A 15684-nucleotide genomic window follows, 5' to 3' on the forward strand; every position below is an offset into this window, starting at 1 on the left:
ATTGCGCACAGCTCATCAAGCCATCAAAACGCGCACAGTATGCATGAATCATGATGAATGCCTATCCTTATTACGTTAAGAGAAATGACTTCACTGCCCTGCGTCACTCTTTGACAAGAAAAAAGCTGACTCGTATCAACTCTTTCAAGCATCATAGCCAGTAGTGTTTGCGCTCGCCAGTCACCCTGCTGGCCAGACCGTAGAAAAGGATGAATGTTTGAATATGCCCCAGCCCCATTTACTTGCGGAAAGAATCGCCCGCCTCAGCAATGCATTAGAAAAAGGACTTTATGAGCGGCATCACGCGATTCGTCTCTGCCTGTTGGCTGCACTGAGCGGCGAAAGCGTCTTTTTGCTGGGCCCACCGGGCATTGCCAAGAGTCTGATTGCCCGCCGACTCAAGTACGCTTTTCAACATTCCCGCGCCTTTGAATACCTGATGACCCGTTTTTCCACCCCGGAAGAAGTGTTTGGCCCTCTCTCTATTCAGGCACTAAAAGACGAAGGCCGCTACCAGCGACTGACCAAAGGTTATCTGCCGGATGCCGAAATTGTCTTTCTCGATGAGATCTGGAAGGCGGGCCCGGCGATCCTCAATACCCTGCTGACCGCCATTAATGAACGTCGCTTTCGTAACGGTGACAGCGAAGAAAAAATCCCCATGCGCCTGCTGGTTACCGCGTCGAATGAGCTGCCCGAGGCCGACAGCGGGCTGGAAGCGCTGTATGACCGCATGTTAATCCGCCTGTGGCTGGATAACGTGCATGAGAAGCAAAACTTCCGCAGCATGCTTACCCACCAGCAGGATGAAACCATCAACCCGGTGGCGGACTCTCTGTGCATCACCGATGAAGAGTATAGCGAATGGCAGAAAGGCATTACTCAGGTCGCGCTGACTGACGATGTCTTTGAACTGATCTTCCTGCTGCGCCAGCAGATGGAAAACCAGCCCGAAGCGCCTTATATCTCCGATCGTCGCTGGAAAAAAGCCATCCACCTGCTGCAAGCCTGCGCGTTTTACAGCGGACGCAACAGCATTGCGCCGGTCGATCTTATCCTGCTGAAGGATTGCCTGTGGCACGACGTGGCGTCGATGAAGCTGCTGGATCGCGAAATCGACAGCCTGATCACCCAGCACGCCTGGCAGCAGCAGCCGATGCTGATTAAGCTGCAGCAAATTGAGTCGCGCCGGCTGGCCTTGCAGCAGGAAAAAAGCGTCGAACAGGCGATCCGTCTGGAAAAACATGGCGGCATGTTCAGCCGCAAACCGCATTATGAACTGCCCGCCACGCTGGCCGATGACTCGCTGACGCTGATGCTACAAAAGCCGCTGATGCTGCACGACATGCAGGTGACGCACGTGGTGATTGCGCGTGAACCGCTGCATCACTGGCTGCAAAAAAGCGGCGATATTCGTGGCAAGCTTAACGGCATTGGCTTTGCCCAGACGTTGGACCTGCATGTGGACGGTAATGACTGCCTGACGCTGCGCGACGTCAGCCTGCAATCCACCCGGCTGATGCTGCCGGGCAAACAGCAGGCCAGCGGGCTGCCGGAAGAGATTGTGCAGGCACTGGATGAGGTGGAAACCCAGCTGCGCAACCAGCGCACGCTGTTCAGCCAGCATCAGCGCTGCCTGTTTATCAGCGATGACTGGCTGGCAAAAATTGAAGAGAGTCTGCAACAGGTGGCGGATCAGCTGAAGCAGGCGCGTCGGTGATCTCGCTTGATACACTGAGCGCACTTCTGACCATCAGCGAGGGCGACCTGCTCGAAGAGTTAGTGATCGCCCTGCTCGCCAGTCCCCAGCTGGCGCTTTTTTTTGAAAAATTCCCCGGCATGAAGAAAGCGCTGCTGCGCGATCTGCCGCGCTGGAAAACGGAAGTGCTGGAACAGCTGAAGACCACCTCCGTGCCGGAGGATCTTGCCGCCGAATTTGCGCTGTTCCAGCAGTTTCAGGGCCTGGGTCATACGCCGTTCTGCCAGAAGCTGCCTGAACTGCTGGCTTACCTCAGTGAACATCATTCTCCCTTTAGTGAAAAAGCCCACCAGCTGGTCGCCAATGCCGATCCCAGCGCGCTCAGTCAGGCCCAGCAAACCCTGTTTCTCCAGCGCTGGCGGTTAAGCCTGACGCTGCAAACCCTGACCCTGAATCAGCAGCTGCTGGATCAGGAGCGAGAAAAACTGCTGGCCGAGCTTCAGCAACGCTTAGCCATGAGTGGTCAGCTGGCAAAGGTGTTATCGGACAACGATGAAGCTGCGGCGGGACGGCTGTGGGATTTAACCAAAAGCCCGCTGCAACGGGGTGATTACCAGCTGATCGTTGAGTACGGCGACTTTCTGGCCCAGCAACCGGCCTTGCTGAAGCTGGCTGAACAACTGGGCCGCAGCAAAGAAGCCAAGGCGGTGCCGACCGAAGACGCGCCGCTGGAGGAGTTTCATCATCTGGTGCGCGAGCCGGAAAGCGTGCCGGAAGAGGTCAGCGGGCTGCATCAAAGCGACGACATTCTGCGCCTGCTACCACCCGAACTGGTCACGCTGGGCATCAGCGAGCTGGAAATTGAGTTCTACCGTCGGCTGGTGGAGAAAAGGCTGCTGACCTATCGTCTGCAGGGCGATGCCTGGCACGACAAGGTGATGCTCAGGCCGGTCAGTCATCATCATCATGACCAGCAGCCACGCGGCCCCTTTATCGTCTGTGTGGATACCTCCGGTTCAATGGGCGGCTTCAACGAGCGCTGCGCCAAAGCGTTCTGCCTCGCCCTGCTGAAGGTGGCGCTGGCGGATAACCGTCGTTGCTACATTATGCTGTTCGCCCATGAAGTGGTGGCCTACGAACTGACCGCGGGCGATGGCATCTCCCAGGCGATCCGCTTTCTCAGCCAGCGTTTTCGTGGCGGCACCGATCTGGCCGCCTGCCTGGACTCGGTGCTGCTTAAACTGGCCACGCCGGCATGGAACGATGCCGATGCGGTGATCATCTCCGATTTTATTGCCCAGCGCCTGCCAGAAGAGCTGGTCAAACGCATCAAACAGCACCAGCTGAAACAGCAGCAGCGCTTTCATGCCGTTGCGCTGTCCGATCATGGAAAACCCGGCATCATGCGGATTTTCGACCACATCTGGCACTTCGATACCGGCCTGAAAAGCCGTCTGCTGCGCCGCTGGCAACGCTAGTTCTCCCTCAGACACAATCTGGAAATGCTTATTTGCTATAGTCATGTGTACGCTTTAGCCAACAGGCAGATTGGGAGCATTACGTGACAGCACAACAACAAGAGTTCGCACCAGGATTACCCGCACCGACCCGTACGTTGTTATTGAGCAGCGGCAGCGAGGCGCAAAAACGTCAGGAAATTCTGACGTACTTCAATCAGACCTGGTCTCTGTATGAGAGCCTGTTCGATTGCCTCGCCGATGAAAAGGCCTGGTTCACCAAAGCGATTTCCCTGCGCCATCCGCTGATTTTCTATTACGGCCACACCGCCACTTTCTACATCAATAAAATGATGGCGGGTGGGCTGGTGGATAACCGCGTGGATGACAACATCGAAGCGATGATGGCAATCGGCGTCGATGAGATGAGCTGGGACGATCTGGACACCCACAACTACCCGTGGCCGACCGTCGCCCAACTGCGCGACTATCGCGGCAAAGTCCGCTCGCTTATCGAAAACTTTATCAAAGAGATGCCGCTGACCTTACCGATCAACTGGGACAGTCCGGCATGGGTGATCCTGATGGGCATTGAGCACGAGCGCATCCATCTGGAAACCTCCAGCGTGCTGATCCGCCAGTTGCCCATTGAATGGGTGAAGCCGCAGGCGCACTGGCCAGCCTGCCCTTCAGCCCGACACGATCGAAGCAAAGTGCCGGCGAACGCGCTGGTCGACGTTGACGGCGCTCGGGTCACCCAGGGCAAAAGCGATGATACCTACGGCTGGGATAACGAGTACGGCACGCTGACCACCGACGTGAAGCCGTTTAAAGCCAGCAAGATGCTGACCAGCAACGCCGAATTCTTCGAATTTGTCGCCGCCGGCGGTTATCAGGACGCGCGCTGGTGGGATGAAGAAGGTCTTGGCTGGCGCGACTTTGCCAAAGCCACTCAGCCCACGTTCTGGGTCGGTTCTGCCGCCGAGCCTGATGCACTGAAACTGCGTCTGATGACCGAAGAAGTGCCGATGCCATGGGACTGGCCAGCCGAAGTGAACCAGCTGGAAGCCGCCGCGTTCTGCCGCTGGAAAGCCGATGAAACCGGCAAATCGGTACAGCTGCCTGCCGAAGCCGAATGGCTGCTGTTGCGTGAGCAGGTGACAGGCGATCAGACCGACTGGCGCGAGGCACCGGGCAATATCAATCTGGCCTGGTGGGCGTCTTCCTGTCCGGTCGATCGTTTTGCTCAGGGCGAGTTTTACGATCTGATCGGTAACGTCTGGCAGTGGACCACCACGCCAACCAACGGTCTGGAAGGATTTAAGGTTCATCCTTTATATGACGACTTCTCGACGCCGACCTTTGATGGCAAACATGCGCTGATCAAAGGCGGTAGCTGGATCTCCACCGGTAACGAAGCGCTGAAATCTGCCCGCTACGCCTTCCGCCGTCACTTCTTCCAGCACGCCGGTTTCCGCTATGTGGTCTCCAACCATCAGGAAAAACAGATGCTGAACCCGTATGAAACCGACAGCATGGTTTCGCAGTATCTCGACTTCCAGTTCGGGCCGGATTACTTCGGCACGCCGAATTACGGCAAAGCGCTGGTGGACATTGCCTGCCGGATGACGGAAAAACGCGGTCGCGCACTGGATATCGGTTGTGCCACCGGCCGCGCCAGCTTTGAGCTGGCCCGTCATTTCAGCGACGTAGTGGGAATGGATTACTCCGCGCGCTTTATCGATGTGGCCATCCAGCTGACCAGTGGCGAGGAGTTCCGTTATGTCACCCAGGAAGAAGGCGACCTGGTGGAATACCGTCAGGTGCGGCTGAAAGATTTCGATCTCGGCGCGGAACAGGCGCAACGCATTCAGTTTGTGCAGGGCGATGCCTGTAACCTCAAGCCGCAGCCCGAACGGTATGACCTGGTGCTGGCTTCCAACCTGATCGACCGCCTGCGTCAGCCTAAGCGCTTCCTGCAGGACATTACGACGATGATCGCGCCGGGCGGTGTCCTGATGCTCTCCTCGCCGTACACCTGGCTGGAAGACTTTACGCCGAAGGAGAACTGGCTGGGCGGCATCCGTGAGAACGGTGAAGCGCTGACCACCTATCAGGCGTTACAGCGGCTGCTGGCCACCGATTTCGAAGAGATCGCCGCGCCGCAGGATGTGCCTTTCGTGATACGTGAAACGGCGCGCAAGTATCAGCACACCGTTGCGCAGCTGACCGTGTGGCGTAAGCGTTAAACCCTCCAGCGGGCATGCCCTGTGCCCGCTGTTTATTCCACAATAATATTGCCTGTCTGCTCCCTTTCCTGCACATTATCCCGCTATATGTTGAATATTCCTTAACTCAGGAGCCATCATGGCGGATAACCTGCAAATTGACAGTCTCGATCGTGGCATCCTTAATGCGTTAATGGATAATGCCCGTACCGCCTATGCTGAACTGGCAAAAGTGTTCAACGTCAGCCCAGGCACTATTCACGTTCGCGTGGAGAAAATGAAGCAGGCGGGGATCATTAAAGGCACGCGGCTGGAGATTGATCCCAAGCATCTTGGCTATGACGTCTGCTGCTTTATCGGCATCATTTTGAAAAGTGCCCGTGACTACCCGGCTGCGGTGGCAAAACTTGATGCGCTGGATGAAGTGGTGGAAGCCTGGTACACCACCGGCCACTACAGCATCTTTATTAAGGTGATGTGCCGCTCGATCGATGCCCTGCAACTGGTGTTGATCAACAAGATCCAGACCATCGATGAAATCCAGTCAACCGAGACGCTGATCTCCCTGCAGAACCCGATTATGCGCACCATCAAGCCCTGATCTGTGCACAATATTATCCACACACCGATCGGGATCGTTTAAGGCCCGATCGGCAGCGTTTTCTCTTTTTCATCAGCTATCGTCGGGCTGCTGATCTCCCGCGTCTTTTTCGGTTCATCCCTCCCAGCCAATTACCCTTACTTATCCACAGGTAGATCCCCGCTTGATCACAGCGTACAATAGCCGCCTTTGAGGTACAGGGATCTTTATAAATGGCTGACATTACGTTAATCACGGGTAGCACCTTAGGCAGCGCGGAATATGTGGCCGAACTTCTGGCTGAGAAGTTGGAAGAAGCAGGCTTTTCAACCGAGTTACTTCACGGTCCTGAACTGGAAGAACTGAGCGTTGAAGGCACCTGGCTGGTGGTTTGCTCCACGCACGGTGCAGGCGATCTTCCTGACAATCTGCAACCCCTGTTTGATGAACTGGCAGAGAAAAAGCCCGATCTTTCCCAACTGCGTTACGGCGCCGTCGGTATTGGCAACCGCGAGTACGATCTGTTCTGCGGTGCAATAGAGAAGATCGACGTGCTGTTAACGTCCTGTGGCGCTCAACGGATCGGCGATCGACTGGATATCGATGTGCTGGAACATGAGATCCCTGAGGATCCGGCTGAGGTTTGGGTAGAAAGTTGGAAAAACTTACTCAAATGAGGATCGCTGGCAGCAGGATCGCCCTGATTTTGGCTGCCGGATCGAAAAAAAACGGCCAGGTTTTGTAAATAATGTCCTTTTTTGTTCATTTAAGTGGCGATCGTTTGTGTATAACTATGCTTAAAACCCGGTAATAACCGGTTGTTATCCCAAGAACAACTTGAGTACTTGCCGGAGCCTGTGGATAAGGTGCCATTTAGATCCCAGCTTATACGCCGTAGGATCACCGATCTTTCACAGCTAACGATCCTTAATAAGATGATGATCGTTATCAGGAAAAAAGGCTTATCCACAGAGATCGTCGATCCTAATAGAAGATCTAACAAAGAGATCTCTAGATAAAAAAGATCTTCTTTTTAATACACACCGGGTAGTGCGCTTTCCCCATCGCCCAAAGTTGCGTAGAATCCACGCCCTGATAACCAATCTCCCTAAATCGCACAATCGCGAGGTGCAGTTCCATGTTTTATCCAGATCCTTTTGACGTCATCGTAATCGGTGGTGGTCATGCGGGTACCGAAGCCGCAATGGCGGCTGCCCGAATGGGTCAGCAAACCCTGCTATTAACCCATAACATTGATACGCTTGGACAAATGTCCTGTAATCCGGCGATCGGTGGGATTGGAAAAGGACATCTGGTTAAAGAAGTGGACGCACTTGGCGGGCTGATGGCACATGCCATCGATCGGGCTGGCATACAGTTTAGGATACTAAACGCGAGCAAAGGTCCTGCGGTTCGGGCTACCCGTGCTCAGGCTGACCGCGTGCTTTACCGACAGGCCGTGCGTACTGCGCTAGAGAATCAGCCAAACCTGATGATCTTCCAACAGGCGGTAGACGATCTTATCGTTGAGAACGATCGTGTTGTCGGTGCAGTCACCCAGATGGGACTGAAGTTCCGTGCTAAGTCGGTCGTTCTGACGGTCGGAACCTTCCTCGACGGTAAAATTCACATCGGTCTGGATAACTACAGCGGCGGTCGTGCAGGCGATCCTCCTTCGATTCCGCTGGCACGTCGTCTGCGTGAACTGCCGTTGCGTGTCAGCCGTCTGAAAACCGGAACGCCACCGCGTATCGATGCCAGAACCATTGATTTCAGCGTGCTGGATCCGCAGCATGGCGATACGCCAATGCCGGTCTTCTCTTTCATGGGCAATGTGTCACAGCATCCACAACAGGTGCCTTGCTACATCACCTACACCAACGAGAACACCCACGATGTGATCCGCAATAACCTCGATCGCAGCCCGATGTACTCCGGCGTGATTGAAGGAATTGGTCCACGCTACTGTCCGTCGATTGAAGACAAGGTGATGCGTTTTGCCGATCGTAACGCGCACCAGATCTTCCTCGAGCCGGAAGGCCTGACCAGCAATGAAATTTACCCAAATGGCATCTCTACCAGCCTGCCGTTTGACGTTCAGATCCAGATCGTCCGGTCGATGAAGGGACTGGAAAACGCGAAGATCGTTCGACCTGGCTATGCCATCGAGTACGATTTCTTCGATCCTCGCGATCTGAAACCGACGCTGGAAAGCAAACATATCCAGGGTCTGTTCTTTGCCGGACAGATCAACGGCACTACCGGTTACGAAGAAGCGGCGGCTCAGGGACTGCTGGCTGGTCTGAACGCGGGTCGCCTGTCTGCTGACAAAGAGACCTGGGCACCCCGCCGCGATCAGGCTTACCTTGGCGTACTGGTGGACGATCTCTGCACGCTGGGTACCAAAGAGCCGTACCGCATGTTTACCTCACGTGCTGAATACCGCCTGATGCTGCGTGAAGACAATGCCGATCTGCGTCTGACCGAAGCCGGTCGTGAACTGGGTCTGGTTGACGATGCCCGCTGGGCTCGCTTCAACGAGAAACTGGAAAGCATCGAAAAAGAACGCCAGCGTCTGCGCGATATTTGGGTACACCCGAAATCAGACAGCGTGGAAGAAGTGAACGGCGTGCTGAGTGCTGCGCTGACCAAGGAAGCCAGCGGTGAAGATCTGCTTCGCCGTCCGGAAATGACCTATCAGCAGCTGATGACCCTGAGCACCTTTGCCCCGGCACTGGCCGATCCTCAGGCGGCTGAGCAGGTTGAGATTCAGGTGAAGTACGAAGGCTACATTGCGCGCCAGCAGGAAGAGATTAATCGCCAGCAGCGCAATGAGAATACCTTGCTGCCGGCAGAACTGGATTATCATCAGGTGAGCGGCCTCTCCAATGAGGTGATTGCCAAGCTGAACGATCACAAACCGGGATCGATTGGCCAGGCATCGCGTATTTCTGGGATCACCCCGGCGGCGATCTCCATTCTGTTGATCTACCTGAAAAAGCAGGGCTTGCTGCGTAAAAGCGCCTGACTTTCACTGACAGTCACAACGTAAGAGGGGCGGGAGTTTTCTCGCCCCTCTTGTATTTGTCAGGCGGGACGAATAAATTCCCCCCAAAATCCCTCACAGGACCTCATTGTGATTAATAAACTCACTTCGCTGCTTAAAGCGGCTACTATTTCTCTGTCCGATCAGCAAAAAAACCAGCTGGTGGGCTATGTTGAAATGCTGCACAAGTGGAATAAAGCCTACAATCTGACGTCAGTGCGTGACCCTGAGCAGATGCTAATCCGCCATATCATGGACAGCATTGTGGTTGAGCCACACCTGCAGGGCAGCCGCTTTATTGATGTCGGCACCGGTCCCGGCCTGCCAGGCGTACCCTTAGCGATTGTCCGGCCTGACGCGCATTTCACCCTGCTGGACAGCTTAGGCAAGCGCATACGCTTCCTGAAGCAGGTTCAGCATGAGCTGAAGCTTGTGAATATAGAGCCAGTGCAGAGTAGGGTAGAGGACTTTCCTGCGGAGCCACCGTTTGATGGCGTGATTAGCCGGGCCTTTGCTTCACTGAACGATATGCTCAACTGGTGCCACCATTTGCCAGGCGAAAAAGGCCAGTTTTATGCCCTGAAAGGCGTCGTTCCTGACGATGAACTGGCGACATTACCAGCGGGATTTGCTGTTGATCGGGTGGTGAAATTAGCGGTTCCGCAGCTGGAAGGTGAGCGTCATCTGATCGTGGTTAACGTGACGAAATAAGCAGCAGGCGCTGCTTTTTTATTCCGCACTAGCGGCGATATTTCGGCGTTTTTTACCCGGATTATCCGCCTGAAGCGGAATAGCCTTATTGTCTGTAAGTGCTTTATGTTACTGGATTTTAGTTAAGTTCGGTGACTATCCTGCCAGGTGACGACACCTGGCGTGCCAGACCGGCTAAGGTGTTGTCTGAAAATGCATCAGTTGAACGATCGCATTCACACTTTTTTCCGCTGCCAGGTTGTTTCGACAAGGTTAAAAGCACAGGCTGAAATTATCCGACACGATTGGCAACATTTAACCTTATTTTCACATTCCATTATCATTAACATCACCTTTTGCCGCCATTATCGTCGGGTCAGTCGTCACGCAGGAAAATATATCCCCTTTATAAATCGACGTAAGTAATGGCTTATGGGGCGAGAATTAGTTGCTACGAATGTCAATAAGGGCTTTTAATCGACAATAATTGCCATATTTAAATTATCATTAGGTAACTTATTGAATTGTATTGGGTATTTTAATTTAAATTTCATTCTAATGAGACTAATCCTGCACAGAACTTAAGCATTAAGTTACCGAAGTGTGATCACACGCACGCTTTATGAGCAAGGTTTGTCGGCTATTGCAGTAAATTTCACTTGGTTTGCTGTTCTTTACAATTTTGAAAAACAGGCCTGTGGAAAGAAATTTAAATAATTGTTCACCTTTTCGCTACTTATCCATTGAAATCGCAGGGGCGCACCGTATAATTTGCTCGTTTTTTGCTGCTTGACTCAAAAGAGCAAAGGCAGTTTTATACGACACGCGACATACCCCGGATGGGGCAGGAGAGTTTCAGCGTCATGTCAGTGTCCCTTTACAGAGTAAAATTTGCCCGAACCGTGCTGATGCTTCAGCTGGTGACTTTCGTCGTAATCGGCGCGCTGTTTGCCCTGAAAGATCTGGCGTGGGGCTTGTCCGCCCTCGCGGGTGGACTGGCAGCCTGGCTGCCAAACATTGTGTTTATGATTTTTGCCTGGCGTCATCAGGCAGGAGACCCAGTGAAAGGGCGCATCGCCTGGACTTTTTTACTGGGTGAGGTGCTGAAGGTCCTGGCCACCATTCTCCTGCTGGTGTTGGCGCTGGCAGTATTTGGGGCGGCGTTTACACCGCTCGGACTGGCCTGGTTATCGGTGCTGATTGTGCAAATCGTCGCACCGGCTGTAATTAACAACAAAGGGTAAGAGGCATCATGGCTGCAGGAGAAATCTCTACGCCGCAGGAATACATAGGTCATCACCTGAAGAATCTTCAGCTTGATCTGCGTACCTTCGAGCTAGTGAATCCACACGACGCACCGTCGTTCTGGGTACTAAATATCGACTCCATGTTTTTCTCTGTGGTGCTCGGACTGGTGTTTCTGGTGCTGTTTCGTTCAGTTGCGAAATCAGCCACCAGCGGCGTACCGGGTAAAATGCAGGCCGCGATCGAGTTGGTAATTGGTTTTGTCGACGACAACGTCCGCGACATGTATCACGGTAAAAGCAAATTAATCGCACCGCTGGCCCTGACGATTTTCGTCTGGGTGTTCCTGATGAACTTCATGGACCTGCTGCCTATAGACTTCCTGCCGTATATCGGTGAGCACGTCTTAGGTTTGCCAGCGTTGCGTGTGGTGCCTTCTGCAGACGTGAACATCACGCTGTCTATGGCACTTGGCGTATTTGTTTTGATTCTGTTCTACAGCATCAAGATGAAAGGCATTGGCGGCTTTACGAAAGAGCTGACACTGCAACCCTTCAATCACCCGATTTTCATTCCGATCAACCTGATTCTGGAAGGTGTGAGCCTGCTGTCCAAACCGGTATCTCTGGGTCTGCGACTGTTCGGAAACATGTATGCGGGTGAATTGATTTTTATCCTGATTGCCGGTCTGTTGCCGTGGTGGTCACAGTGGATCCTGAATGTGCCTTGGGCCATTTTCCACATCCTGATCATTTCGTTGCAGGCTTTCATTTTCATGGTCTTAACGATTGTCTATCTGTCGATGGCATCTGAAGAACATTGATTTTTTACTTAACACTACTGCGTTTTAACTGAAACAAACTGGAGACTGTCATGGAAAACCTGAATATGGATCTGCTGTACATGGCTGCCGCTGTGATGATGGGCTTAGCGGCAATCGGTGCTGCAATCGGTATCGGCATCCTCGGAGGCAAATTCCTGGAAGGCGCTGCGCGTCAACCGGATCTTATCCCTCTGCTGCGTACGCAGTTCTTTGTTGTAATGGGTCTGGTGGATGCAATCCCAATGATCGCTGTTGGTCTGGGTCTGTACGTGATGTTTGCTGTCGCGTAATAACCGATAGTTCATCGCCGGGTGTTATGTCTGGTGATGAACGGATTCTTCCGGTTGGCTTGCCAGCCGGAGAAAAAGTTAACTTAACAAGAGGCATTGTGCTGTGAACATTAACGCAACAATCCTCGGCCAGGCTATCGCGTTCATCCTGTTTGTCCTGTTCTGCATGAAGTACGTATGGCCGCCTTTAATGGCCGCTATCGAAAAGCGCCAGAAAGAAGTTGCCGAAGGCCTTGCTTCCGCTGAACGTGCCAAAAAAGATTTGGATCTCGCGCAGGCTAATGCGACCGATCAGCTGAAGAAAGCGAAAGAAGAAGCTCAGGTAATCATCGAACAAGCTAACAAGCGCCGTTCGCAGATCCTGGACGAAGTCAAAGCTGAGGCTGAGCAGGAACGTAACAAGATCGTCACCCAGGCGCAGGCTGAAATTGATGCTGAGCGTAAACGTGCACGTGAAGAGTTGCGGAAGCAAGTCGCGATGCTGGCAATTGCCGGCGCCGAGAAAATCATTGAACGTTCCGTGGATGAAGCTGCTAACAGCGACATCGTTGATAAACTGGTCGCTGAACTGTAAGGAGGAAGGGGCTGATGTCTGAATTTACTACTGTAGCTCGCCCCTACGCCAAAGCAGCTTTTGACTTTGCTGTTGAGCATCAAAGTGTCGATCGCTGGCAGCAGATGCTGGCGTTCGCTACCGAGGTAGCCAGCAATGAACAGGTAGCAGAACTTCTTTCCGGCGCTGTTGCGCCGGAAGCGTTGTCTGCACAGTTCATCGCTATCTGTGGTGATCAACTGGATGAAGCCGGTCAGAACCTTGTTAAGGTCATGGCTGAAAACAAACGTTTACCAGCGCTTCCCGATGTACTGGCTCAGTTTATCCAACTACGTGCCGCACATGATGCGACCGCGGACGTTGAGGTAATCTCATCCACTACACTGAGTGACGAACAGCTGACCAAAATCAGCGCCGCTATGGAAAAACGTCTGTCACGCAAAGTTAAGCTGAATTGCAAAATCGATAAATCTGTATTGGCAGGCGTAATCATCCGAGCGGGTGATATGGTCATTGACGGCAGCGTACGCGGCCGTCTCGAGCGTCTTACAGACGTCTTGCAGTCTTAAGGGGACTGGAGCATATGCAACTGAATTCCACCGAAATCAGCGAACTGATCAAGCAGCGCATTGCTCAGTTCAATGTAGTGAGCGAAGCTCACAATGAAGGCACTATTGTATCCGTCAGTGACGGCATCATCCGCGTAAACGGCCTGGCCGATGTTATGCAGGGTGAGATGATCGCACTGCCGGGCAACCGTTACGCAATCGCACTGAACCTGGAGCGCGACTCCGTTGGTGCAGTCGTGATGGGCCCATACGCTGACCTTGCCGAAGGCATGAAAGTTAAGTGTACTGGCCGTATTCTTGAAGTACCGGTTGGTCGTGGCCTGTTAGGCCGCGTGGTGAACACCCTGGGTGCACCAATCGACGGTAAAGGCGCAATCGACAACGATGGCTTCTCGCCAATCGAAGTGATTGCACCAGGCGTTATCGATCGTCAGTCCGTTGACCAGCCTGTGCAGACTGGCTACAAGTCAGTCGATGCGATGATCCCAATCGGCCGTGGCCAGCGTGAGCTGATCATCGGTGACCGTCAGACCGGTAAAACCGCGATGGCGATCGATGCGATCATCAACCAGCGTGATTCCGGCATCAAGTGTGTGTACGTCGCTATCGGTCAGAAAGCGTCGACTATCGCTAACGTGGTTCGCAAACTGGAAGAACACAACGCACTGGCTAACACCATCGTTGTTGTGGCTACCGCATCTGAGTCTGCTGCTCTGCAGTACCTGGCTCCGTATGCAGGTTGCGCCATGGGCGAATACTTCCGTGACCGCGGTGAAGATGCACTGATCGTGTACGATGACCTGTCTAAACAGGCTGTTGCTTACCGTCAGGTTTCCCTGCTGCTGCGCCGTCCGCCAGGTCGTGAAGCTTTCCCTGGTGACGTGTTCTATCTCCACTCCCGTCTGCTGGAGCGTGCTTCTCGCGTTAACGCTGAGTACGTTGAAGCGTTTACCAAAGGCGAAGTGAAGGGTAAAACCGGTTCACTGACTGCACTGCCAATCATCGAAACTCAGGCAGGCGACGTTTCTGCGTTCGTTCCGACCAACGTAATCTCGATTACTGATGGTCAGATCTTCCTGGAAACTAACCTGTTTAACTCCGGTATTCGTCCGGCAGTTAACCCGGGTATTTCGGTATCCCGTGTGGGTGGTGCTGCTCAGACCAAGATCATCAAGAAACTGTCCGGTGGTATTCGTACCGCGCTGGCACAGTATCGTGAACTGGCAGCGTTCTCTCAGTTCGCTTCCGATCTGGACGAAGCGACCCGTAAGCAGCTGAGCCACGGTCAGAAAGTGACCGAGCTCCTGAAGCAGAAACAGTATGCGCCGATGTCCGTAGCGCAGCAGGGTCTGGTGCTGTTTGCGGCCGAGCGTGGCTTCCTGAATGACGTCGAACTGGCGAAAATCGGTAGCTTCGAAGCGGCGCTGCTGGCTTTTGCGGATCGCGATCACGCTGAGCTGATGGCTGAAATCAACCAGTCTGGTAACTATAACGGCGAAATCGAAGAGAAGCTGAAAGGCCTCCTCGAAACGTTTAAGAAAACCCAGTCCTGGTAATGTCTGGCGGCTTGTCTCTTAGGGGGCAAGCCGCAAGGCTTTGAGGAGAAGCTTATGGCCGGCGCAAAAGAGATACGTAGTAAGATCGGAAGCGTCCAGAACACGCAGAAGATCACCAAAGCGATGGAAATGGTCGCTGCCTCTAAAATGCGTAAATCGCAAGAACGCATGGCGGCCAGCCGTCCTTATGCAGAGACCATGCGCAAAGTGATTGGTCACATTGCGTTAGGGAATCTGGAGTACAAACACCCTTACCTGGACGAGCGTGACGTTAAGCGCGTTGGTTATCTGGTCGTGTCTACCGACCGCGGGCTTTGTGGTGGTTTGAACATTAACCTGTTCAAACGCGTGCTGGCAGATATGAAAAGCTGGTCTGATAAAGGCGTTGAGAGCGATCTCGCGATTATCGGATCGAAAGGCCTTTCATTCTTCAGCTCTGTCGGTGGCAACGTTGTTGCCCAGGTGACCGGCATGGGAGATAAACCTTCCCTGTCCGATCTGATTGGCCCAGTGAAAGTGATGCTGCAAGCCTATGACGAAGGTCGTCTCGACAAGCTGTTTGTCGTCAGCAACAAATTTATCAACACCATGTCCCAGTCTCCACAAATCGTTCAGTTGCTGCCGTTACCGCCAGCAGACGAGAGCGAAGGCGTGGTGAAGAAGAGTACCTGGGATTATCTGTATGAGCCGGATCCGAAAGCGCTGCTGGACACATTACTGCGTCGCTACGTCGAGTCTCAGGTTTACCAGGGTGTTGTAGAGAACCTGGCCAGCGAGCAGGCCGCGCGTATGGTGGCGATGAAAGCTGCTACCGACAACGGCGGAAACCTGATCAAAGAGCTGCAGTTGGTATACAACAAAGCTCGTCAGGCCAGCATCACCCAGGAACTTACCGAGATTGTCGGTGGGGCCTCCGCGGTTTAACCAGGTATACCCTGCCAGCTGTTA

At 53.4% G+C, this 15684-nt stretch carries 14 protein-coding genes; all 14 read left to right on the forward strand.

Going from position 1 to position 15684, the window contains the following annotated elements:
• Positions 1-223 precede the first annotated feature (223 nt).
• The 14 genes from ravA to atpG all read left to right on the forward strand — a co-directional run bounded on the left by ravA (position 224) and on the right by atpG (position 15660).
• A complete protein-coding gene (ravA, locus tag AC0IXH_RS17625) occupies positions 224-1720 on the forward strand; it encodes an ATPase RavA (protein ID WP_013200045.1) in 1497 nt (498 codons plus the stop codon).
• A complete protein-coding gene (gene viaA, locus AC0IXH_RS17630; RefSeq protein ID WP_105760549.1) occupies positions 1717-3177 on the forward strand; it encodes an ATPase RavA stimulator ViaA in 1461 nt (486 codons plus the stop codon). The genes ravA and viaA overlap by 4 nt, the downstream gene beginning before the upstream one ends.
• An 83-nt stretch (positions 3178-3260) precedes the next feature.
• On the forward strand, positions 3261-5405 hold the full coding sequence (gene ovoA, locus AC0IXH_RS17635) for a 5-histidylcysteine sulfoxide synthase (RefSeq protein WP_471720769.1): 2145 nt from the start codon (positions 3261-3263) through the stop codon (positions 5403-5405).
• Between the two features lie 118 nt (positions 5406-5523).
• Positions 5524-5985 carry a transcriptional regulator AsnC gene (gene asnC, locus AC0IXH_RS17640; RefSeq protein ID WP_471720770.1) on the forward strand — a complete coding sequence of 154 codons (462 nt, stop codon included), beginning with the start codon at positions 5524-5526 and terminating at the stop codon, positions 5983-5985.
• 212 nt (positions 5986-6197) lie between these two features.
• Positions 6198-6641 carry an FMN-binding protein MioC gene (gene mioC / locus AC0IXH_RS17645; RefSeq protein WP_013200041.1) on the forward strand — a complete coding sequence of 148 codons (444 nt, stop codon included), beginning with the start codon at positions 6198-6200 and terminating at the stop codon, positions 6639-6641.
• Positions 6642-7102: 461 nt separating this feature from the next.
• Positions 7103-8992, forward strand: coding sequence for a tRNA uridine-5-carboxymethylaminomethyl(34) synthesis enzyme MnmG (gene mnmG / locus AC0IXH_RS17650; RefSeq protein ID WP_134823120.1), 1890 nt, complete (start codon positions 7103-7105; stop codon positions 8990-8992).
• A gap of 108 nt (positions 8993-9100) precedes the next feature.
• On the forward strand, positions 9101-9721 hold the full coding sequence (gene rsmG, locus AC0IXH_RS17655; protein ID WP_013204594.1) for a 16S rRNA (guanine(527)-N(7))-methyltransferase RsmG: 621 nt from the start codon (positions 9101-9103) through the stop codon (positions 9719-9721).
• Positions 9722-10563: 842 nt separating this feature from the next.
• Positions 10564-10944: a F0F1 ATP synthase subunit I gene (gene atpI, locus AC0IXH_RS17660; protein WP_013204593.1), complete on the forward strand. Its 381-nt coding sequence runs from the start codon at positions 10564-10566 to the stop codon at positions 10942-10944.
• An 8-nt stretch (positions 10945-10952) separates the two neighbouring features.
• Positions 10953-11768: a F0F1 ATP synthase subunit A gene (gene atpB / locus AC0IXH_RS17665; RefSeq protein ID WP_013204592.1), complete on the forward strand. Its 816-nt coding sequence runs from the start codon at positions 10953-10955 to the stop codon at positions 11766-11768.
• 50 nt (positions 11769-11818) lie between these two features.
• On the forward strand, positions 11819-12058 hold the full coding sequence (gene atpE, locus AC0IXH_RS17670; protein ID WP_003849523.1) for a F0F1 ATP synthase subunit C: 240 nt from the start codon (positions 11819-11821) through the stop codon (positions 12056-12058).
• Between the two features lie 103 nt (positions 12059-12161).
• The gene (atpF, locus tag AC0IXH_RS17675; RefSeq protein ID WP_013204591.1) at positions 12162-12632 is read left to right on the forward strand and encodes a F0F1 ATP synthase subunit B; all 471 of its coding nucleotides are present in this window, start codon (positions 12162-12164) and stop codon (positions 12630-12632) included.
• Between the two features lie 14 nt (positions 12633-12646).
• Positions 12647-13180, forward strand: coding sequence for a F0F1 ATP synthase subunit delta (gene atpH, locus AC0IXH_RS17680; RefSeq protein WP_013204590.1), 534 nt, complete (start codon positions 12647-12649; stop codon positions 13178-13180).
• 14 nt (positions 13181-13194) lie between these two features.
• Complete coding sequence (gene atpA / locus AC0IXH_RS17685; RefSeq protein ID WP_013204589.1) at positions 13195-14736, forward strand: F0F1 ATP synthase subunit alpha; 1542 nt, start codon at positions 13195-13197, stop codon at positions 14734-14736.
• Between the two features lie 54 nt (positions 14737-14790).
• Positions 14791-15660 carry a F0F1 ATP synthase subunit gamma gene (atpG, locus tag AC0IXH_RS17690; RefSeq protein ID WP_105760544.1) on the forward strand — a complete coding sequence of 290 codons (870 nt, stop codon included), beginning with the start codon at positions 14791-14793 and terminating at the stop codon, positions 15658-15660.
• Positions 15661-15684: the final 24 nt, after the last annotated feature.

The organism is Erwinia sp. AC075 (assembly GCF_979253995.1).

Bases quoted from the DNA above. Each gene is read 5' to 3' on its own strand.
- atpH (WP_013204590.1), top strand. From the start codon at position 12,647: ATGTCTGAATTTACTACTGTAGCTCGCCCCTACGCCAAAGCAGCTTTT.
- atpI (WP_013204593.1), top strand. From the start codon at position 10,564: ATGTCAGTGTCCCTTTACAGAGTAAAATTTGCCCGAACCGTGCTGATG.
- asnC (WP_471720770.1), top strand. From the start codon at position 5,524: ATGGCGGATAACCTGCAAATTGACAGTCTCGATCGTGGCATCCTTAAT.
- mioC (WP_013200041.1), top strand. From the start codon at position 6,198: ATGGCTGACATTACGTTAATCACGGGTAGCACCTTAGGCAGCGCGGAA.
- mnmG (WP_134823120.1), top strand. From the start codon at position 7,103: ATGTTTTATCCAGATCCTTTTGACGTCATCGTAATCGGTGGTGGTCAT.
- ravA (WP_013200045.1), top strand. From the start codon at position 224: ATGCCCCAGCCCCATTTACTTGCGGAAAGAATCGCCCGCCTCAGCAAT.
- atpG (WP_105760544.1), top strand. From the start codon at position 14,791: ATGGCCGGCGCAAAAGAGATACGTAGTAAGATCGGAAGCGTCCAGAAC.
- atpB (WP_013204592.1), top strand. From the start codon at position 10,953: ATGGCTGCAGGAGAAATCTCTACGCCGCAGGAATACATAGGTCATCAC.
- atpE (WP_003849523.1), top strand. From the start codon at position 11,819: ATGGAAAACCTGAATATGGATCTGCTGTACATGGCTGCCGCTGTGATG.
- atpA (WP_013204589.1), top strand. From the start codon at position 13,195: ATGCAACTGAATTCCACCGAAATCAGCGAACTGATCAAGCAGCGCATT.